The sequence below is a fragment of the Streptomyces sp. NPDC006235 genome (genome assembly GCF_040613735.1).
GTDB lineage: Bacteria > Actinomycetota > Actinomycetes > Streptomycetales > Streptomycetaceae > Streptomyces.
In genome coordinates this window covers 179,690-200,190 of record NZ_JBEXSR010000002.1, presented here as the reverse complement: position 1 = coordinate 200,190, position 20,501 = coordinate 179,690, and the positions used below count along the sequence as shown (strand labels likewise).

The 20,501-nt window shown below is 69.7% G+C and carries 13 protein-coding genes and 1 riboswitch; of the genes, 6 read left to right on the top strand and 7 right to left on the bottom strand.

Annotated elements, in window-relative coordinates; translation table 11 throughout:
• Positions 1–89 precede the first annotated feature (89 nt).
• Together ABZ192_RS03060 and ABZ192_RS03055 are read left to right on the top strand one after the other, a co-directional pair.
• The gene (locus ABZ192_RS03060; RefSeq protein WP_356922759.1) at positions 90–6,674 is read left to right on the top strand and encodes an RHS repeat-associated core domain-containing protein; all 6,585 of its coding nucleotides are present in this window, start codon (positions 90–92) and stop codon (positions 6,672–6,674) included.
• Between the two features lie 97 nt (positions 6,675–6,771).
• Positions 6,772–7,254: a hypothetical protein gene (locus ABZ192_RS03055; protein ID WP_356922758.1), complete on the top strand. Its 483-nt coding sequence runs from the start codon at positions 6,772–6,774 to the stop codon at positions 7,252–7,254.
• Between the two features lie 52 nt (positions 7,255–7,306).
• On the opposite strand, the gene ABZ192_RS03050 is transcribed toward ABZ192_RS03055, so the two are convergent.
• On the bottom strand, positions 7,307–8,542 hold the full coding sequence (locus ABZ192_RS03050) for an MBL fold metallo-hydrolase (protein WP_356922757.1): 1,236 nt from the start codon (positions 8,540–8,542) through the stop codon (positions 7,307–7,309).
• 137 nt (positions 8,543–8,679) lie between these two features.
• On the opposite strand from ABZ192_RS03050, the gene ABZ192_RS03045 reads away from it, so the two are divergent.
• On the top strand, positions 8,680–9,858 hold the full coding sequence (locus tag ABZ192_RS03045) for a Glu/Leu/Phe/Val dehydrogenase dimerization domain-containing protein (protein ID WP_356922756.1): 1,179 nt from the start codon (positions 8,680–8,682) through the stop codon (positions 9,856–9,858).
• 86 nt (positions 9,859–9,944) lie between these two features.
• Positions 9,945–10,559 carry a TetR/AcrR family transcriptional regulator gene (locus ABZ192_RS03040; RefSeq protein ID WP_356922755.1) on the top strand — a complete coding sequence of 205 codons (615 nt, stop codon included), beginning with the start codon at positions 9,945–9,947 and terminating at the stop codon, positions 10,557–10,559.
• 24 nt (positions 10,560–10,583) lie between these two features.
• Here ABZ192_RS03040 and ABZ192_RS03035 read toward each other — a convergent pair whose 3' ends face one another.
• A complete protein-coding gene (locus ABZ192_RS03035) occupies positions 10,584–11,327 on the bottom strand; it encodes a helix-turn-helix domain-containing protein (protein WP_356922754.1) in 744 nt (247 codons plus the stop codon).
• A gap of 251 nt (positions 11,328–11,578) precedes the next feature.
• Between ABZ192_RS03035 and ABZ192_RS03030 the strand changes: the two genes are divergently transcribed.
• Positions 11,579–12,646, top strand: a complete 1,068-nt coding sequence (locus ABZ192_RS03030) for a serine hydrolase domain-containing protein (RefSeq protein ID WP_356922960.1) — start codon at positions 11,579–11,581, stop codon at positions 12,644–12,646.
• A gap of 10 nt (positions 12,647–12,656) precedes the next feature.
• Here the strand turns inward: ABZ192_RS03030 and ABZ192_RS03025 are convergent, their stop codons facing one another.
• From ABZ192_RS03025 to ABZ192_RS03005, 5 genes are all read right to left on the bottom strand, one after another.
• Positions 12,657–13,334 (bottom strand): hypothetical protein, encoded by a 678-nt coding sequence (locus ABZ192_RS03025; RefSeq protein ID WP_356922753.1) that lies wholly within the window; start codon positions 13,332–13,334, stop codon positions 12,657–12,659.
• Between the two features lie 875 nt (positions 13,335–14,209).
• Entirely contained in the window at positions 14,210–14,995 is a 786-nt protein-coding gene (locus ABZ192_RS03020) for an SGNH/GDSL hydrolase family protein (RefSeq protein ID WP_010044665.1), read from the bottom strand.
• Positions 14,996–15,140: 145 nt separating this feature from the next.
• On the bottom strand, positions 15,141–15,857 hold the full coding sequence (locus ABZ192_RS03015; RefSeq protein ID WP_356922752.1) for a DUF6250 domain-containing protein: 717 nt from the start codon (positions 15,855–15,857) through the stop codon (positions 15,141–15,143).
• Positions 15,858–16,054: 197 nt separating this feature from the next.
• Complete coding sequence (locus tag ABZ192_RS03010; protein WP_356922751.1) at positions 16,055–16,963, bottom strand: LysM peptidoglycan-binding domain-containing M23 family metallopeptidase; 909 nt, start codon at positions 16,961–16,963, stop codon at positions 16,055–16,057.
• Positions 16,964–16,967: 4 nt separating this feature from the next.
• Positions 16,968–17,129: riboswitch (cyclic di-AMP (ydaO/yuaA leader) on the bottom strand.
• 311 nt (positions 17,130–17,440) lie between these two features.
• A complete protein-coding gene (locus ABZ192_RS03005) occupies positions 17,441–19,516 on the bottom strand; it encodes an alpha-galactosidase (RefSeq protein ID WP_356922750.1) in 2,076 nt (691 codons plus the stop codon).
• Positions 19,517–19,695: 179 nt separating this feature from the next.
• Between ABZ192_RS03005 and ABZ192_RS03000 the strand changes: the two genes are divergently transcribed.
• Positions 19,696–20,493, top strand: coding sequence for a tyrosine-protein phosphatase (locus tag ABZ192_RS03000; RefSeq protein WP_356922749.1), 798 nt, complete (start codon positions 19,696–19,698; stop codon positions 20,491–20,493).
• Positions 20,494–20,501 lie beyond the last annotated feature (8 nt).

Here is a 20,501-nt window from a genome sequence, read left to right as displayed (position 1 = left end):
GGTGAGGCCGCCCCTCACACCGCCCCGTCCCCCGCCACGCGGGGGCGCAGCGCGCCCGGCTTCCGGCTGGGCGCAGAAAGAACACCCACATGAACCCCCTGGGGAAATACCGGCTGCCGAGAAGCAGCCGGCCGACAGCGGCCGGAACCGTCCGCTGGATGCCCGGCCTCGCGCTGGGCATGGGCCTGGCGATGCTGCCGGGCCTGCTGTCACCCGTCGCGTTCGCGGCGGACAGGGACGATCCGTTGGGTCGTCCGACTCTCAAGGACGCGCGCTCGGCAGACGTGTCGCCGCTGACGGCGAAGGCCAACCGCAAGGCCGCCCGTACGGTGACCGAGGGTGAGGCCGCCGACGCGGCCGCCGCCCGCCGTGCGCGCACCGACCAGAACCGGTCGGTGACGTGGCCCGGCAAGGGCACCGCACGGCTGACCCTGCCCGACAAGGGCGTGGCGAGGGCGGAGCCGGGCTCTCTGCCGTTGACGCTGGAGCCGGCCGCCGGCAAGAAGGGCGCGACCGGCTCGGTCCGGGTGGACGTCCTGGACCAGAAGGCGGCCAGGGCCCTGGGCGTCAAGGGCGTCGTCCTGACCGTCACCGGTCCGAAGACCGGTGGGCGGGCCGAACTCGGCGTCGACTACTCGGCGTTCGCCTCGGCCTACGGGGCCGACTGGGCCGGCCGACTGCAGATGCAGCGGCTGCCGGGATGTGCGTTGAGCGACCCCACGGAAGCCAAGTGCCGTGCCCGGGTGCCGCTCGAGACCACGAACAAGCGGGGCGCCGACGAACTGAGCGCACCGCTGGCCTTCGCGCCCGCCGTCCGCTCCGCGAGCACCGGTCCGACGATGGTTCTCGCGCTCGCGGCCGGATCCCAGTCCGGCGCCGGCGATCTGAAGGCGAGTCCGCTCTCGGCATCCTCGACCTGGGAGGCCGGCGGTTCGTCCGGCACGTTCACGTGGTCCTACCCACTGCGCACCCCGCCGGCCGCGGCCGGGCCGCAGCCGGAGCTGCAGATCTCCTACGACTCGGGAAGCGTGGACGGCCGTACGGCCTCGACGAACAACCAGGGCACGGCGCTCGGTGAGGGCTTCGACATCACCTCGTCGTACATCGAGCGGCAGTACGGCTCGTGTGACGACGACGGCCAGGACGACAAGTACGACCTGTGCTGGAAGTACGAGAACGCCTCCATCGTGCTCAACGGCAAGGCCACCGAGCTCGTCAAGGACGACACCCGCGGCAAGTGGCGGTTGAAGAACGACGACGCCTCCACCGTCGAGCGGCGTACCGGCGCCGACAACGGCGACGACGACGGCGAGTACTGGATCGTCACCACCGGTGAGGGCACCGTCTACACGTTCGGCCTGAACAAGCTGCCCGGCGCGGGCACGGGTGACCGCACCAAGTCGGTGTGGACCGTGCCGGTGTTCGGTGACGACGAGGGCGAGCCGGGCCACTCCGACGGTTCGAGCTTCTCGGGCCGGGACAAGAAGCAGGCCTGGCGCTGGAACCTCGACCTGGTCGAGGACACACACGGCAACTCCTCCACGTACTGGTACGAGGACGAGGTCAACTATTACGACGAGCTCGGTGACGACACCACCGGCACTGCGTACACCCGGGGCGGCTATCTGGAGGAGATCCGCTACGGCCAGCGCAAGGGTGCCCTGTTCTCCGCCACTCCGGCGGCCTCGAACAAGGTGGTCTTCTCCTACGCGGAGCGCTGTCTCGCGAGCGGCACGGGCTGCGACGCCCTGACCGAGGACAAGCGGGACAACTGGCCCGACGTGCCCTACGACGCCATCTGCAAGGAGGGCGACAAGTGCACCGGGAACGTGGGCCCTTCCTTCTTCACTCGCAAGCGGATGACCGGTGTCACCACCTACGCGTGGGACGCGGCGGCCGCGACGCCAGGGTACGCGGCGATCGACGGCTGGTCGTTCAAGCAGCTCTACCTGGACCCGGGCGACACCGGTGACTCCACCGACCAGTCGCTGTGGCTCGACTCCATCACGCACACCGGGAAGCGCGGCACCGATCTCGCCATGGACCCGGTGAAGTTCACCCATGAGTTCAAGCCGAACCGGGTCGACGGCCCCTCCGACGACATCCTGTCGTTCGAGAAGCCCCGACTGAAGACCATCACGTCCGAGGCCGGCGCCCAGACGATCGTGTCCTACATGGAGGCCGACTGCGTCTACGGCCAGACCATGCCCAAGGTCGACGAGAACACCAAGCGCTGCTACCCGGTCAAGTGGTCGCCCAACGGCGAGCAGGAGCCGATCCTCGACTGGTTCCAGAAGTACCCGGTCAGCGCGGTCTCGACAACGGACCCGTTCGGCGGCTCCGAGGCCGTCCAGCACAGCTACCAGTACTCGGGAGGCGGCGCCTGGCACTACGACGACGACCCGATGACGCCGGCCAAGAAGCGCACCTGGTCGCTGTGGCGTGGCTTCGAGAAGGTCACACACCTCACCGGCGCGAGCGAGGGCACCCAGTCCAAGACGGTCACCATCTACCTGCGCGGCATGAACGGTGACCGCGTCCTCGGCCCGGACGGAAAGACGCCGGACCCGGACAAGCGCCGAACCGCCAAGGTGACCGGCATCAAGGCCGGCGAGATCACCGACTCGGACCAGTTCGCGGGCTTCGTACGCGAGACCGTCACCTACGACGGCACCGCGGAGGTCTCCGGCTCGATCGCCGACCCGTGGTCCGAGCGCACCGCGACGCAGCACAAGTCGTACGCCGACACCGAGGCGTATTACGTACGCACGGCCGCCACCCACGAGCGCACCCGTGTGACGTCCGGCGGCACCGCGAGGGACCGCGTCCGCACCACCGTCACCTCGTACGACGGCCACGGCATGCCCGAGACGGTCGAGGACAGGGGCGACGACGCGGTCACCGGCGACGAGACGTGCACGCGCACCTGGTACGCGCGCAACGCCGACGCGGGCATCAACGCCCTCGTCTCGCGCACCCGCAAGGTCGCGAAGCCCTGTTCGGTGACGGACTCGGCGCTCGACCTGCCCGCGGACAGCACGCGTCCTGGTGACGTCATCGAAGACACCGCGATCGTCTACGACGATCCCGCCGCGACCGGCTGGAGCGCCTCTCAGGAGCCGGTCCGGGGCGACGCGTCCTGGACGGGGCGCGCGAAGTCGTACTCCGCAGCCACCCCGGCCTGGCAGAAGGTCACCAGCACGACCTTCGACGCGCTCGGCCGCGCCCTGGTCGTGAAGGACACCAACAACCTGCCGGCCACCAGCGCGACCTACACGCCTGCCGGGAGCGGGCCGCTCACCGCGACCTCGACCGAGGACGCCAAGAAGTTCAAGACCACCACCAAGGTGGACATCGGAACCGGCTCGGCCGTGAAGGTCACCGACCCCAACGGCAAGATCACCGAGTCCGAGTTCGACAGCCTGGGCCGGCTCACCAAGCTCTGGCTGCCCAACCGTTCCAAGGCGCTGAACAAGACGCCGAACCACACCTATGCGTACAAGGTCACCAATGCGGCGATGCCGTGGGTGGCGACCAGCACGCTCAAGGGCGACGGCTCCGGTTACAACACCACGTACGAGATCTTCGACTCGCTGCTGCGTTCGCGCCAGGTGCAGTCACCCACCCCGGTCGGCGGGCGGTTGATCAGCCAGACGCTGTACGACTCGCGGGGTCTGGCGGTCTCCCGGCAGTCCGACATCTGGGACGAGCAGTCCGCGCCCTCCGGCACGGCGGGGCAGATCGACGGCGGACAGGCTCCCAGGCAGACCGACACCACGTACGACGGTGCCGGCCGGGCCGTCAAGGAGGTGATGAAGACCCACAACGTCACGCGTTGGTCGGTCGAGAACACCTACACCGGGGACACGGTGACCAGCACCGCGCCGGCCGGTGGCCAGGCCACGGCGGTGGTGACCAACGCCCTCGGGCAGACCACGGAGCGTCGTGAGTACGGCAGTCCCAAGCCTGAGGGTGCCTACACCACCACCGCCTACACCTACACTCCGGGCGGTCAGCAGAAGACCATCACCGGGCCCGACAAGGCCACGTGGTCGTACGAATACGACCTGTTCGGCCGTGTCCGCAAGTCGACGGACCCGGACACCGGAACCACAGTGCCGGAGTTCGACGCGCTGGACCGGCAGATCAAGTCGACGGACTCGGAGGGGCGCAGCCTTCTCACCGAGTACGACGACCTGGGCCGCAGGACCGGCCTGTGGAAAACCAGCAAGACCGACGCCAACAAACTGGCGGCGTGGACCTTCGACACCCTGGCCAAGGGGCACCAGGACACGGCGACCCGTTACGACGGGGGCGTCGCCGGCAAGGCGTACACCGCGACGGTCACGAAGTACTCGGCCCAGTACCAGGTCGAGAGCAGCCAGTTGTCGCTTCCGGAGGACGACGAGCTGGTGAAGGCGGGCGTCCCGAAGACGCTCTCCTTCTCCACCGGCTACCGCCTCGACGGCACGGTCTCGCAGGCCACGCAGCCCGCGGTCGGCGGTATGCCCGCCGAGACGGTCTCCTACACCTACAACGCGACCGGCCAGCAGCTCACCTCCAAGGGCACGAGCGGATACCTGCAAGGTGCCACGTTCTCGCCGCAGGGCGATCTGCGCCAGCTCACTCTCGGCACGGACGGCACGAGCACCGCGAAGAAGGCGTACCTCAACTACGACTACGAGAATGGAACCCGGCGCCTCGTGCGCTCCTACGTCACCGACGACGTGCACGGCTACATGCCGCAGGAGCTGAAGTTCAAGCAGGACGCCGCGGGCAACGTCACCTCGATCTTCGACGGCACCACCCAGGGCGGCACAACCAAGCCCGACTACCAGTGCTTCGCCTATGACGGCCACAGCCGTCTGACCGAGGCCTGGACGCCGAGGACCCCCGACTGCGCTGCTACCGGGCGCACCCAGGCGAACATCGACGGTGCGGCGCCCTACTGGACGTCGTACACCTACAACGAGGCCGGTCAGCGCAAGACCGAGACCAAGCACACGGCCGCGGGCGACACCACGACCGACTACTCCTACGGCGACACGCCCACCAACCAGCCGCACCCCCTCACCAAGACGACGACCGGGAGCACCACTCAGAACTACGAGTACGACAAGACCGGAAACACCACGAAGCGGCCCGGACCGGCCGCCCAGCAGTCCCTCGACTGGAACGCCGAGGGCAAGCTGGTCAGGACGACCGAGGGACCGGCCGAGACCACCTACCTCTACGACGCCGACGGTGAGCTCCTCATCCGGCGTGCGAAGGGCGATGGTGACACCGTCCTGTACCTCGGCGCCACCGAGGTCCGCCTCACGGCCAAGGGCACGGCCAAGACCCTGTCCGGCACGCGTTACTACTCCGCCAACGGCCAGAATGTCGCCTGCCGGACCGCTGTGAGCGGAACAACGGGAAGCAAACTGAGCTTCCTGGCCGCCGACCACCACGGCACGTCCTCGCTGGCCATGGATGCCACGACGTTCGCCGTCGTCAAGCGCTACACGTCGCCGTTCGGTGCCTCGCGCGGTTCCAAGGCGACCACATGGCCGGACGACAAGGGCTTCCTGGGCAAGCCGGCCGACGCCGCCACGGGCCTCACCCATGTCGGAGCGCGTGAGTACGACCCGGGGATCGGCCAGTTCGTCAGTGTCGACCCGGTGCTCTCCCTGGACCAGCACCAGTCCATGAACGGCTACGCCTACGCGGACAACAGCCCCGTCACGTTCAGCGACCCGACCGGCCTCAAGAAGGGCGGCGGCGGCCTCGGTGATCTGCTCGGCATCATCGGCGCCGTGATCGGCGGCACGGTCGGAGCCGTGCTGGGCGTCGTGGGCGACGTTCTCTCCGGCGGCGGTGGTGGCGGCGGAAGCGGTGGCGGCGGCGGTGGCGGTGGCGGCGGGAGCGGTGGTGGCGGCGGAAGCGGCACGGCCACCTACGCCAGCACCGGCACGACGACGTGCTACTACGCGATGGGCATGAACCAGTGCACCACAACCGGTGGCGCACCGCCCATGTCCGACAGCAACACCAACACCGGCAACAGCTGCAACGGAACGGGCTCCGGCTACCCGGCCTGCCCGGGTCTGATCGGTGACCAGGGCAACCCGGAGCTGGTCAAGGAACTGCTGCTCATCGGCTGCGGCTGGATTCCCGTCCTGGGGGCCGGCTGCGACGGCTACGACGTCAAGCGCTCGGCCGACGAAGGCGACAAGGTCGGTGCGGGCCTGGGCATCATGGGCCTCATCCCGATCGTCGGTGACTTCATCAAGCTGCCGGAGCAGCTGAAGGACCTGGAGCGGGTCGCGGATGTCGCGAAGGCCGCCAAGGCCCGTCCCATCGTGAAGTGGCAGCAGGAAAGCACTGGTTACGATGGCTGGCAGCACGTCCTTGACCGGCACCGCACGAGCGGAAAGGAATACGGCCCCGACAAGGGAGCTTTCGAGGGGAAATTCGTCAAGGGCGACAAGCTGAAGAAGCGCATTCAGGAAGCGGTCGGGAATGGAAAGGCGAGCAAGAACACCAACGGCCGTGACGGCACGGTGTACGAATACAATTTCGGCCCCGGCAAGACGGTCGGAAGGCTCTCCGAAAATGACGGCGGCGGGATCTCGACGGGCATCAGGGTGATTCTCAACGACGACGGTTCCCTGCGAACCGCTCACCCCATGTAGATCACCGCCTGAGCCGGGGGCGGATGCGGAGCGGTCAGCGTCTCCGTGACCGCCCCCGGCAGACGCGGACCTGTCCAGAGAAGACGGAAGAATTCCCTTGAAGATCAAGTTCACGCCCGACAGCAGCAGCGACATCGGGTCCGGCTACCAGCAGGCCTGGCAGGCAGGCCGAGTCGACCTGGCAGCTCTCAGCGCGACGGATTTGCGCTATGCATTCTTCGAGTACCCGGTCGACTTCATCGTGGACGGTCACGCGTTCCTGTCGGCCGCTCGCCTCCCATTGATCGACATCATGTTCACTCTGGGGTACTCGCTGCAAAGTCTGCGGTCCACCGGGACGGCGGAGATCGATTTCACGGAAAACACCTACGTCATCCGGTTGCAACTCATCGGCGATCAGGTGCATTTCACCTCAACGCCGCGCGGCGTTCCGACGCCGCATCCCAGCTGCTCGTTCAACGAGTACGTGTCCGGGGTCCGGTCATTCATCACCGACGGTGTGGAGTACCTCGAGCATCGCTATCCGGCACTGGCCCGGAACCCGGCGATGAATTCCCTACGGGAACTGGCGGATATCTGACCGCAAACCAGCCCCGGCCGATCTGCTCGGCCGGGGCTTTTTGCGACCGACGTCACCGCTCACCGGCGAGGTCGAGATCCTCCTTGCTCGTCTCGCCCAAATCCTGAGCGACCTGCGGACGACGCCACGGGCATGCGATCGGTTGCGACACCGCCCGCCACCACGCCTCCGCCGGCAGCTTCCCCGCCGGCTCGAACGGCTCACCCGGCCGCGGGAACGCCACCGCTTGGCCGGCCTCCTCGGCCGCGTCCTTCGTCCACTCCCCCGGCTCCGCCCACGCGTGCAGCGCAAGGTTGAACGTCCCCCAGTGGATCGGCAGCAGCACCCCTCCCGGACTGCCTCCCTGCAGGTCAAGATGGGCCTGCACCCCCTGGGCGGGCGACATGTGAATGTCCGGCCAGGCCCCGGGCAGCGGCGTGTGGTCCGTGTGGTTCTCGGGCCAGAAGTCGGAGTACGCGCCGATCTGGATCATCGTGGCGTCGAACGGCCCGTGGTCGGCGCCGATCTCCTTGAAGCCGTCGAAGTAGCCGGTGTCGCCGCTGTGGTAGATCCGGTGCCCCTCGCCGGCGACGACCCAGGAGGCCCACAGGGTGTGCTGGGTGTTGCGCAGGCCCCGGCCGCAGAAGTGCCGGGCCGGAGTGGCGGTCAGGGTGAGGCCGCCGATCTTCGTCGACTCGTGCCAGTCCAGTTCGCGCAGCCGGTCGGCGGACACGCCCCAGTGCTCCAGGTGCGCGCCGACGCCGAGCGGCACGGCGAACAGCGTGTCCGTGCCGGCCAGGGCCTTGATGGTGGGCATGTCCAGGTGGTCGTAGTGGTCGTGCGAGATGACCACGACGTCGACCGGGCCGAGCGCGGCCAGCGGCAGGGGCACCGGGTGCAGCCGCTTCGGCCCGGCGAACGGGAACGGGGAGCAGCGCTCGCCCCACACGGGGTCGAACAGCACACGCCGGCCGTCGATCTCGGCGAGCACGCTGGAGTGCCCCATCCAGGTCAGGCGCAGCCCGGTGGCCGGGGGCCGGGCGATGTCGGCGAGGGTGGTGGCGTGCACCGGCACGGTGCCCTTCGGGGCACGGCGGGGCCGGGTCTCCTTGTCGAAGAAGTTCTTGGCGAAGTCGAGGGTGGAGCCCGAGGGCCGGGTCCGCGCGGGACCTCCGGGATTCTGGAAGACCCCGTCCTTGAAGTGGGGCGATCTGCGGATGCGCGCCATGCGCTCACCGCTCGGATCCGCACCGAACGCCCCGGGCCGGAGCGCACGGAGCCCGGAGCTCGGGGAACGGAAACCGGCCACGGTACCTCCAAGTGGAGTCGGTCAGGCTTTCCATTATGGTCGGCCCCTCCGCACACACCGGGACCCAGGGGTCCCACGACGGTGATACTGAACTCCGATTCAGTAAATCACGGCGACATCACGGCGAAGGAGCCCGCATGGCCAGCCCCCTGCTGTCCCTCACCTGGACCGACCACATCACCGGCCGTCAGGGCTTCCTGGTCGTCGACCGGCTGGTGCGCGGTGTCGCCAGCGGCGGCCTGCGGATGCGCGCGGGCTGCACCCTGGACGAGGTCACCGGCCTGGCCCGTGGCATGACCATGAAGGAGGCGCTCCACTACGACCCCGCCGCCCGCTACGTCCCGCTCGGCGGCGCCAAGGGCGGCATCGACTGCGACCCGCGCGACCCGGAGGCCTACCCGCTGCTGGTGCGGTACCTGCGCGCCATGCGGCCGTACATCGAGAGCCTCTGGACGACCGGCGAGGACCTCGGGCTCACCCAGGACCTGATGGACAAGGCCGCGGCCGAGGCGGGACTGGTCTCCTCCATCCAGGCCGTCTACCCGCTGCTGGACGACGAGGCCGAGGCCCGGCGGCGGCTCCGGGACGCCTTCGCGGTCGAGGTGGACGGCATCGGCCTGGACGAACTGGCCGGCGGCTGCGGTGTCGCCGAGGCGGCCCTCACGGCACTGGACCACGCCGGGGTGCCCCACGGGGGGACGCGGGTCGCCCTCCAGGGGCTGGGCACCATGGGCGGGGCCACCGCGCGCTTCCTCACGCGCGCGGGACTCACGGTCGTGGCCGTCGCCGACATCAAGGGCACGATCGCCAACCCGGCGGGACTCGACGTCGAGGCACTGCTCGCCGCGCGCGATGCGCACGGCAGCGTGGACCGCTCCGCCCTGCGCCCCGGCGACCGCGAACTGCCGGGCGATGCCTGGCTGTCGGCCGACGCGGACGTCCTGGTCCCCGCGGCCGTCTCGTACGCGATCGACACCGGGAACCAGGAGCGGATCACCGCCCGCTGGGTCGTCGAGGCGGCCAACATGCCCGTACGACCGGAGGCGGAGCTGCTGCTCGCCGCGCGCGGGGTGACCGTGCTGCCCGACGTCGTGGTCAACTCCGGGACGAACGCCTGGTGGTGGTGGACGCTGTTCGGGGACATCGGCCCCGACGCCGAGGAGGCGTTCGCGCACACGCGCCGCTCGATGCGGTCCCTGGTGGAGCGGATGCTGGCCCGCGCACGGGCCGACGGCACGACGCCGCGGGCCGCCGCCCACGCACTCGTGGCGGACCGGTTGCCGGTCATGGCGGAACGGTTCGGCTGCTACCGCTGACATACGGCGGACCAGCCCCGGGCCCCTTGCCGCACCGGCCGAATACACCGGTCAAGAGGGTGCGGGCGCGTGTGTAGGGTGACGGCGTGACGAGAGTCCGGTTGAGCGTGGCGGAACGGCGCGGAGAGCTGCTGCGGGCCGCCGTCGAGCAGATCGAGGCCCGGGGTGTGGCAGCGGTCAGGATCGCCGACGTGGCCTCGGCGCTCGGTGTGAGCAACGCGCTGGTGCTCTACCACTTCTCGACGAAGGAGAAGTTGGTCGCCGCCGCGTTCCGGCACGCGGCCGAGGCCGACCTCGCGCATCTGCGCGGGCTGCTCGGCCGCCGTACGTCGGCACTGCGCCGGCTGCGGTCGGCCGTACGGTGGTACGCCCCGACCGGCCAGGCCAAGGGCTGGCGGCTGTGGATCGAGGGCTGGGCGGCGGCACTGCGCGAGCCCGCGCTGCGGGAGGTCACCCAGGATCTCGACCGGCAGTGGAAGGCGGCTCTCGCCGAGGTCATCACGGAGGGCATGGCGGCCGGCGAGTTCCACTGCCCCGACCCGCACGGCACGGCCCTGCGCCTCACCGCCCTCCTCGACGGCCTCGCCGTCCAGCTGACCTCCTACCCGGGCGCGGTGCCGCGGGCACGGGCCCAGGAGTGGGCCGAGGAAGCACTGGCCCGCGAACTGGGCCTGGAACCGGCGGCTTTGACCCGCCCCTGACCGGACGCGACCCGAAACAGCCGCCTATTCGCGAGGGCCGATGCCGCCCGAGGTCGTTTCGGGCTTGCTGTGGAGCACCTCGCGGGCCTGCTCCGCCGCACGGATGAGGCTCTCGGCGACGAAGTCGACGAAGCGGGCGATGTTCTCCAGGCGGATGGCGGCCGGGGTGTCGGGACCGAGGACACCGACGCCCTGCCGTGCGGCAGCGGCCAGTTGGGCGTTGGACCGGGCGGCGGCGATCATCGACTGGTAGAAGACGTCGTCGTCGACGGCGTAGCGCTCGCGGCGGCCCTCGCCGCGCTCCCGGCGGATGAGCCCCTGACTCTCCAGGAACGCGACCGCCTTGGACACGGAGGCCGGGCTGACCTGAAGGTGCCGGACGAGCTCGGACGCGGTGAGGCTGCCCGCGTCGGTGGTGTAGAGGCAGGTCAGCACCCGGGACATCATCTTGGGCAGACCCTGCTGCATGAGGAGGGTGGTGAACATCTCCTCGTACTCGCGCACGGCCTCGGCGTCCCGCCCGTGGTCCGGCGCGGGCGCCTGCGCCCCCCGGGGAGCCGCCTGCCTGCGCCGGTGGGTCCGGCGTTCGGTGGCGCGGTGGGCCAGGTCGGCACGGTAGGCGGTCGGGCCGCCGTTGCGCATCACCTCACGCGTGATCGTCGAGGTCGGACGACCGAGACTCCTGGCGATCTCCGCGTAGGCGAGGCCATCACCCAGCCCGTGCGCGATCTGCTGACGCTCCTGCAGGGTGAGCCTGCCTCCCGGCATCGCGAACTCCTTCGTGCTCCAAGGGGCCCCGAGCATAGCGTTCACTTTCGTCGCATTGCAACGCCCAGAACGACGATCATTGCATTGATTCTAAAACCATTGCAACGATCTTCTAGCTACTACCTGCACAAACGACGATCGTACGCAACACATGCGTTGCAGCATCTATGAACGCAACGTAGCTTTTCTGTCACCAGAAACAACGAACGAAGGAGAGCACGGTGTCCGATCGCCCGGAGCTGCACAAGGCCATGCAGGAAATCGTCGATTCCGGTTTCACCGGGGTGCAGCTGCGCGTGCACGACGAGCGGGGCGAGTGGGTCGGCAGCACCGGCTTACGCAAGCTGGGCGAGAGCGCCGAGCCGCCGGCCGACGGGCACTGCCGGATCGGCAGCAACACCAAGACCTTCACCGCGGCCCTGGTCCTGCATCTGGTGGCCGAAGGCAGGATCGGGCTGGACACCCCGGCGGATGACTACCTGCCCGAGTTCGGGCTGGACCGCCGGATCACCGTACGGATGCTGCTCCAGCACACCAGCGGGGTGTTCAACTTCACCGGCGAGTTCTACGACGACGGGACGTTCGCGCCGGGCATCCCCGTCAGGGGCAAGGAGTGGGTGGACAACCGATTCAAGACCTACCGGCCGCAGGAACTGGTACAGCTGGCGTTGTCCAAGCCGGCGCGGTTCGAGCCGGGAACGGACTGGAACTACTCCAACACCAACTACGTGCTGGCCAGGCTGCTGGTCGAGAACGTCACCGGCCGCTCGCCGGCCGAGGAGATGCAGCGGCGGATCATCGAGCCGCTCGGGCTGTCGCGCACCGTGGCGCCGTACACCCAGCATGAGGTCCCTGAGCCGCATGCCCACGCCTACTACCGGTACGAGGAGGAGGGCGGCCGGCAGAAGACGGTGGACGTCACCCGACAGAACCCCTCCTGGATCTCCGGCGGCGGTGACATGATCTCGACCACCCGGGACCTCCACACGTTCATCTCCGCGCTCCTGGGCGGCAAGCTCCTGCCGGCTCCGCTGCTGGCGGAGATGTGCACGCCGCATCCCAAGGCGGGCTACGGCCTGGGGGTGTTCGTGCAGGACACGGAGGGCGGCGGCACGATCATCACCCACAACGGCGGCATCACCGGCCACGCGGCGCTGATGTACAGCACGCCCGACGGCCGCAAGACGCTGACCGCCGCGCTGAATTACGTGGACGATGCCGCGATGTCCCTGGCCGGGCCGTTCCAGAAGGCGACGCAGAGGCTCGTCAAGGAGGTGTTCGGCGGCGGTCGGACGGAGCGGGTCGCGTCGACGGACTGAGCAACGCGCGTCAGGCAGAACCCAGTTGGGCGAGGGTCGAGGAGTGCGTCTCCGTGGCGAAGACGCTGCGGCGCGTCACCAGCAGACGGTGGGCTTTCGACAGCTGGGTGGGCAGCGCCACCGCGTCCTCGGAGACGATCCGCCGGTGTGAGCGGTCCAGCTCCACACGCACGATCAGATCCAGGACGCGGTCGCTGACGATGGACGAGCCCAGGAGCCACAGGCCAGGGCCTCGGCCGGACTTGGGCGGGTCGAAGGCGAGGTGCAGCAGCCCGGCCGCACGTGCCATGGGGGAGGACAGGCGGTACCAGGTGATCCCGCCGTGCTCGTCGATCCGCCCGAAGGTGCCCGTACCGCCCTCCTGCGTACCGAGCAGCGCCACCCACAGCGCGTCCAGCCCGGCGATCACCCCGACGGGGGTGGCACCCCGCTCCGGCGGAATCGCGATCTGCGTCGTACGACCGGACGGGAACGGAATCCGCAGCGGGGAACTGGCCTTGTCCTGGCTCGCGCAGAACTCGCCGCTCACCGGGTGACGCCCGACGAAGACCGGCTGCGCCCGGGCTTCGAAGAACCAGTGGCGCTCGGGGTGACGGTGGTCGATGGCCAGCACCTCGTTGGTGCCCTTGAGACTGACCCACAACAGGTCGCCGTACTCCCCCACGTAGTGGGGGCCCTTCCCCCCCATCGGGGATCGGGATATCGCGCAGTACCCGGGGTGCCGCCTTCAACGAGTGCGGCACGGGGTCCAGCAGCAGCAAGTGGTTCCCGCCTTCCAGCGTGGCCCAGATTCTGCCCGGGTAGCGGGCGGAGGCGGCCAGGCCGTGCGGCAGGTCCGTGTCGTCGCCCAGCGGGAACTGCGCCAGCCCGGTGACCTGTTCGGTGTGCGGGTCCAGTGCGAGTTTGAGCAGTCGGCTGGGGTAGCACTGGGTGATCAGAAGCAGCGGGGCGCCGGACACCTTCACGGGCTCATGGGTCTGCCCGGCCTCAGGAAGGGCGTACTCCCTCAGCGACCGGCTCCGGAGCGGGCCGGGGTCCGCGGGTGCGGCCGACGCGGTGTCCGGACCGAGTGCGAGACCGGCTCCTCCCGCGGCACCGAGCGCGACAAGCCCCCGCTGAAACGTACGACGGTCCGTGCAGTCCTCCGCGGTCCCTGTCCATGAGTGTGACGCACATGGTTCAGGGCCGCGGCCGCTGAACGCCGCCTTCACGAAGCTTCGCCTCGCCGCAATCACTCGTTCGAGCACATCGAGCCGAGCCGGCGCGGGGCGGGGCGTTGCGCAGCCCGGCGGAACGGGGTGCCGCTGCGCCCACCCGTGCCGCCTGGGGGGCACCTCCCAGGCCCTTAAGGCACTGGAGGAGGCACGACTGCCCGCAGCTGAGTGCGCCCGCACGCCCGCACGGCGAGAAGGAGACGTGTCGGGGGGTGTCCGCCCGCAGCGGTTGGCGCGTCAACGGACAGTCGGTCGGCGTCCGACCCCATCGCGCCGTTCCGAGGACGGACACCCCCCGAAGCGGCCCCGACCCACAAGCCAGCCGCGGGCGCAGCCACAGCCACCCGCGCTACGCCACCGCAGCGATCCGCATCCGGATGTCCTCCGGCGACAACGCCCCCTTCGCCGTCACATGATCCCCTGACGACTCCCCACGCAGCCGTCGCCCGATCCACGGCACCAGAAACTCCCGCGCCCAGTGCACGTCGTCCCGCCGGACCTCGAGCGGCCCCCGAGCCGGCAACGGCGGCCACGGCTGCTCCGGGTCGGCCGGAACCTCCAGCCCGAGCACCTGCCCCGCGCGGAGCGCCACCCGCGTGTGCCCCTCCGGCGACAGGTGCAGCCGGTCGGCGTCCCAGGCCCTGCGGTCCTGGACACTGCGCAGGGACCACAGGTCGAGCACCGGGCAGCCGTACCGGTCGGCGATGGCCCGCACATGCCCGTTGTACGTCGCGATCTTGCCGCGCAGGTGCTTGAGCACGGGCATCCCACGCGTGTCGAACCCGGTCGTCACCATCACCGTGCCGGCCACGGCGGTGAGCCGCACCAGGGCCCGCTCGAAGCGCTCGGCCACCTCGTCCGGGTCGGTACCCGGCCGGAGGATGTCGTTGCCCCCGGCGCAGAACGAGACGAGGTCCGGTGCCATTTCGACGGCCCGCGGAACCTGGTCCGCCACGATCTGGTCGAGGAGTTTCCCGCGCACGGCGAGGTTGGTGTATTGGAAGTCGCCTTCGGGCCGGCGGTCGGCGAGCAGGACGGCGAACCGGTCGGCCCAGCCGACGAACGCCCCGTCGGGGCCGGGATCACCGACGCCCTCGGTGAAGCTGTCCCCCACCGCCACGTACGACCCGATCACTGCTCTGCTGTCACTCTTCGAATCGTCTGCCACAGCAGCACATGATTCACCTTCGAATGTGACTTACGCGACCGTAGGAAAGGGTTGACGGGCGGTGAGATAAGCCACTCCCCAAGTGTTCACCAACTCCGGAATAGGACACCCGTCAGCGATGTTGGGGGGTCAGTCGCCACACCCGGAATCCCGTGATCCGGAAGTGGCTCCACACGGTCCGGAAGCCGAAGTGCCCACTCGTGTACGGCTTCGGATCGCGGTAGTCGAAGACGAGCCTCCCGTTGTTCCACCACCGCACCGTCGAACCGTCGGAGACGATCCGCACCCGGTTCGGCTCGCCCGGCACCAGCAGCGGCTCGGTGTAGTCGTAGATCAAAGGCCGGACACCGGGCTCCCCGACGTACCGCCGCAGCCGGGTCGTGGTGTTGTAGTTGGCACCGTAACCGGCGTAGTACGTCGTCAGGTGGTCGTACTCCTCCAGCGCCCCACCGCGCGGCGTGGCGAAGAGGTCGCCCGGGGAGCGGACGTCGGTCGCGTTCCAGAAGTTGTTGAGGTCCGAGACGCGGTCGTTGGCCCCGCCCTCGGAGACGGGCGTGGCGGTGTACTCGAGGACATACGGCCCGTCGAGCCGCTGCCTGAACCATACGGTCGCCCCGCTCGGCACGTCGATCTCCAGAACGCCGCGAGAGGCGGTCACGGTGCCACCGTCCTGGAGTTCGGTCGCCCACTGGGCGAGACCGTGACGGAAGTCGTCCCGGGCGATGAGGCGGCGGTGCCGGGGTGCGGCATGCGCGGCGCCCGCCGGGACGAGGGCCGCCACGGCGGCTCCGGCGGCCAGGGTGGCGAACGCTCTGCGAGTGGTCGGCACGGGACACATCTCCTTGGGGGATCCGCCTGGAAGGCTCTAGAAAGCGCTTGCGCTCCGGACGGGATCACTGTGTCCCAACTGCCGCTCGCTGTCGATCCCTTGGGGCGACCGGAAGGTGCGCGCACACACCGAAGGCCGGACCCGGGGATCGGGGTCCGGCCTTCGGTCGCGTGTCAGGCAGGTGGTGACGCGGTCGGTCAGCCGACGGAGACGCCGTGCGAGCGCAGGAAGGCGACCGGGTCCACGTCCGAGCCGTAGTCCGGCGTGGTGCGGATCTCGAAGTGCAGGTGCGGTCCGGTCACGTTGCCGGTGGCACCGGACAGGCCGATCTCCTGCCCGGCACTCACGGTCTGGCCGGCCGAGACGGAGAGCGAGGACAGGTGGGCATACTGCGCGTAGCTGCCGTCGTTCAGCCTGATGACGACCTGGTTGCCGTACGCGCCGCCCCAGCCGGCGGAGACGACCGCGCCCGCGCTGACGGCCTTGAGCGAGGTGCCGGTCGGGACGACGAAGTCGACACCGGTGTGGTAGCCGCTGGACCACATGCTGCCGGACATGTGGTACGGGGTGCCGACGGTGGCGCCCTCCACCGGGAGGGTGTAGCCGCTGGACGTCGCGGCGGCGGGCTTGGCGGCGGCCGGCTTCGCGGGCGACTCGGCGGCGGACGACTTCGACGCCGAGGACTTCGAGGGCCTGGGAGCCGAGGGCTTCGACGGGGCCGGGGACTCGCTCGCCGCCGCCTTCTTGCCGATCGCCAGCTTCAGCCCCGGGTGGATCAGCGACGGGTCGTCGCCGACGGCGTCACGGTTGTCCGAGTAGAGCTTCTTCCAGCCGCCGTCGACGTTCTGCTCGTCGGCGATCTTCGCGAGATAGTCACCGGCCCGCACGGTGTACGAGCGGGCGCCCGTGGCCTTTTCGGTGGCTTTCTTCTCGGCTGCCGGCGCGGACTGGACGGCCTTTTCCGGAGCCGACTGCGGGGTGGCGGCGTGGGCGCCGGCGGCCCCCATGAGCGGAAGGGCGAGAGCGGCCCCACCGGTTCCGGCGACGGCGATGGAGCGGGTGAAACGCTGGGACTTCGGGCGGCGATGCTTACCCTTCGCGGGCATGGCGAATTCCTCTCCGTCGCCTGCGAGGTGAGCTGTCGGGTTCGGACTGGAGATGCCCGGCCACGCCGAGGCGCGGCTTAACCCCAAGCCGTTCCGGGAACCGGAACAGGCGTCTTACCTGTGGGTCCCCCGCTCCTGCCGTACGTCGGGTCAGTGTGTGCGGGCTCCGGGCGGCGGCAGGATTAGGCGTCCGTCCGGATTGGTGGGGAACGTAAGCGACCAGGACGCAAAGGGACAAGCTCGCGGTTGCCCGTGACGGCATTTTTCTTGACGCGCCGACATTTTTTCCGTCACGGAGCGTGGATTACCGATCTCCAGCTTCCCGCAATACCCCTGAACAACGCCGGAATTACGTGCACATGGCAACAACACATCGTCACGAATATGACGATGCTCACGCACCCCGGCCTCATCTCCTTTACAGCCGGGGCACGTTATACCTAAACAGCTGAAGCGCTCCCTATTCGGACAGAAAGACTACATACGCCTAAGCCGGACGACAGTCGCATCCAGATCCCCGCGCAGACCGACCCGCAGCCCGTGATGGAGCAGTACGACTCCCCGGTGAACTTCGCCCGTTTCGAGGCATTCGTACGATGCTGCCGGGTCGAGACCCCGCAGCCGGAGCGCCGGAACGGGCTCGCCGTAGCGCTGCGCCTGGAGCCAGGCGAGGACGACGATCTCGTCGCCGAGGACGTACTGCACGGCGCTCAGGCCCCCCTCCGGCGGGCGCAGCCGGTACAGGTCGCCGCGCTGCACCACGGGCCGGATCTCTTTGTAGAGCTCCACCCACTCCCGCGCTTCGGCGAGTTCCTCCTCCGTCCACTTCGTGAGGTCGCCGCCGACCCCGAGCACCCCGGCCATGGCGCTGACGAACCGGAACCGCAGGGAGCTGGCCCGGTGGTTGAGCATGGCGTTCGGGCTGTCGGTGACCCAGGCGGCCATGACCCGGGCCGGGTGGATCTGGCTGAAGCCTTGCTGGATGGCGAGCCGGTCGAGCGGGTCGGTGTTGTCCGAGGTCCACACCTGGTCCGTGCGGCCGAGCACACCGAGGTCGATCCGGCCGCCGCCGCCCGAGCAGGACTCGAAGGCCACCCCGGGGTGGGCGGCCCGCAACCGGTCCAGCAGGGCGTACAGGGCGTGCACGTGGTCGACCCACAGCCGCTGCGGGTAGGGGTCGTCCGGCCACCCGGCGTCGGTGAAGCAGCGGTTGAAGTCCCACTTGACGTAGTCGATCGGCGCGCTGGAGAGGAGTCCGTCGAGCTGCCCCCAGAGGTACTCCTGGACGTCCTCGCGGGCGAGGTTCAGTACGAGCTGATTGCGGAACTCTGTCCGCTTTCGTCCCGGTTGGTACTGCACCCAGTCCGGGTGCGCGCGGTACAGCTCGCTGTCCGGGTTGACCATCTCCGGCTCGACCCAGATCCCGAACCGCATGCCGAGGCCGTGCACGTGCTCGGCGAGCGGCTTCAGTCCGCCCGGGAAGCGGTCGGGGTTGGGGGTCCAGTCGCCGAGCCCGGCCCGGTCGCTGGTGCGCGTCCCGAACCAGCCGTCGTCGACCACGAACAGCTCGACACCCATGGCGGCGGCCCGCTCTGCGAGCGCCCGCTGCTGTTCTTCGGAGATGTCGAACTCGGTGGCCTCCCAGGAGTTGAACAGCACCGGCCGGTCCTGGTCCGCGTCCGGGACCACGTACGTCCGCTGGTAGGCGTGCCAGGCGCGGCTGGCCCCGCCGTGGCCGCCGTCGCTCCAGAGCCCGGCGAAGACGGGGGTCGTGTACGACTCCCCCGTGCCCAGCATCAGCAGGCCCGATTCGTCGTACCCGGCCCCGCCGGTGATCTGCACGCGCGCGTCCGGGAGCTGTGCCACGGCGATCCGCCAAGACCCGGACCAGCCCAGGGCGCATCCGTAGACCTCGCCGTGCTCCTCGGTCGCGTCGGTGTCGAGCGCGACCCATGGCAGGTGCTGGTGACCGGTGTGGCCGCGGCGGCTGCCGATGACCTTCTCGCCGTGGGTGAGGCCGGAGCGCTCCAGCCGGGACTCGGCACCCCAGCGGCCGTGCAGCTGGGACAGCCGCCAGGAGTCGCGGTCGGGCAGGGTCCAGGTGGCGGAGTCGGCGCGCAGCACCTCGACGGCGGGTCCGTGGTTGTCGAGGGTCACCCGGCGTTCGACGACGTCCGTCCCGGGGCGCATCCGGTAGTGCAGCGTGATGGCCAGGTCGCCGTCGCGGAAGCGCAGCCGCAGCTCACCGTCCTCGGCGTCATGGCCCTCGTAGGTCCACTCGGTGCCGCGCCGCTCGCCGGTGCGTACGGACAGGGCGGGCCGGGTGAAACGGGGGCCGCCCTCGACCGGATACTCCTCGCGTCCGTCGAGCGGTGACTCGAAGGGCCAGTAGTCCGGCAGCGGCCGGACGGCGAGGGCCTCGGCGTCGGCGAGGGCGATCCGGGGGCCCCAGTGCAGGTGCAGCAGTTCGTCCCGGTCGGTGACATGGACGGCGTAGCTGCTGGCCGGCCCGGAGAGGACCCATGTACGACCGTCTTCGGAGATGTCCAGCATCAAGGCCTCACAGATTCGAACAAGCCCGACCAGGGGCGACCAGGCTCCGACATCATCAAGGGCCGCGGGGGCTCCCGGCAACGCCTGTGGACAACTCATTGCCCCAGGCAGGCATGTCGTATCGTCGAGTGATGCCCGTCGACGAGCCGCGCCGGCGGCGCCGAAGGGGAGGAGCCCTCGTGACACAGCAGGTCCCGTCGACCGAGCCCGAGCTGGCTGGAGTGCGCAACTTCCGTGATGTGGGCGGACTTCCGACCGTGGACGGACGGCGGGTGCGGCAGGGAGTGCTGTTCCGCAGCGGACACCTGGCCCATGCGACCGGGGAGGACGCCGCCTTCCTGACCACCCTGAGCCTGCACACGATCTTCGACTTCCGCAACGCGGCCGACCAGAAGCTCGAAGGGCCGGACGTCGAGCTGCCGGGTGTGCGCAATGTGAACCTGCCGCTGAGCGACCCCGCCGACGGCGCCGAGTTCTGGAAGATGGTGCGCGACGGCGACCTGGACCAACTGCGCGCGATCCTCGCGGACGGCAAGGGCGCGGACCGGATGATCGCCTCGTACCGCACGATCATCCGGAGCCGCACGTCCGAGCACTCCCGGGTGCTGCACGCGCTCGCGGAGGACAGCGTCCCCGCGCTGATGCACTGCGCGGCGGGCAAGGACCGCGCGGGTCTGTCCATCGCGGTGACGCTGCTCGCCCTGGGCGTCGAGCGCGAGGCGATCGTCGACGACTACCTGAAGTCCAACGCCAAGCACCGCCGCTACAAGGTGCACCGCAGCAGCACCGCCGCCTCGGCCTACTCCCCCGAGGTCATGGAGCTGCTCAGCCCCCTGTTCGACGCGCGCGCCGAGTACCTGACGGCGGCCTTCGACACCATCCAGGAGACCTGGGGCGGCGTCGACACCTACCTGGAGAAGGGGCTCGGGCTCACCCCGCAGACCCGGGAGCGGCTGCGCGAGCGGCTGCTGGACTGACAGCCGCC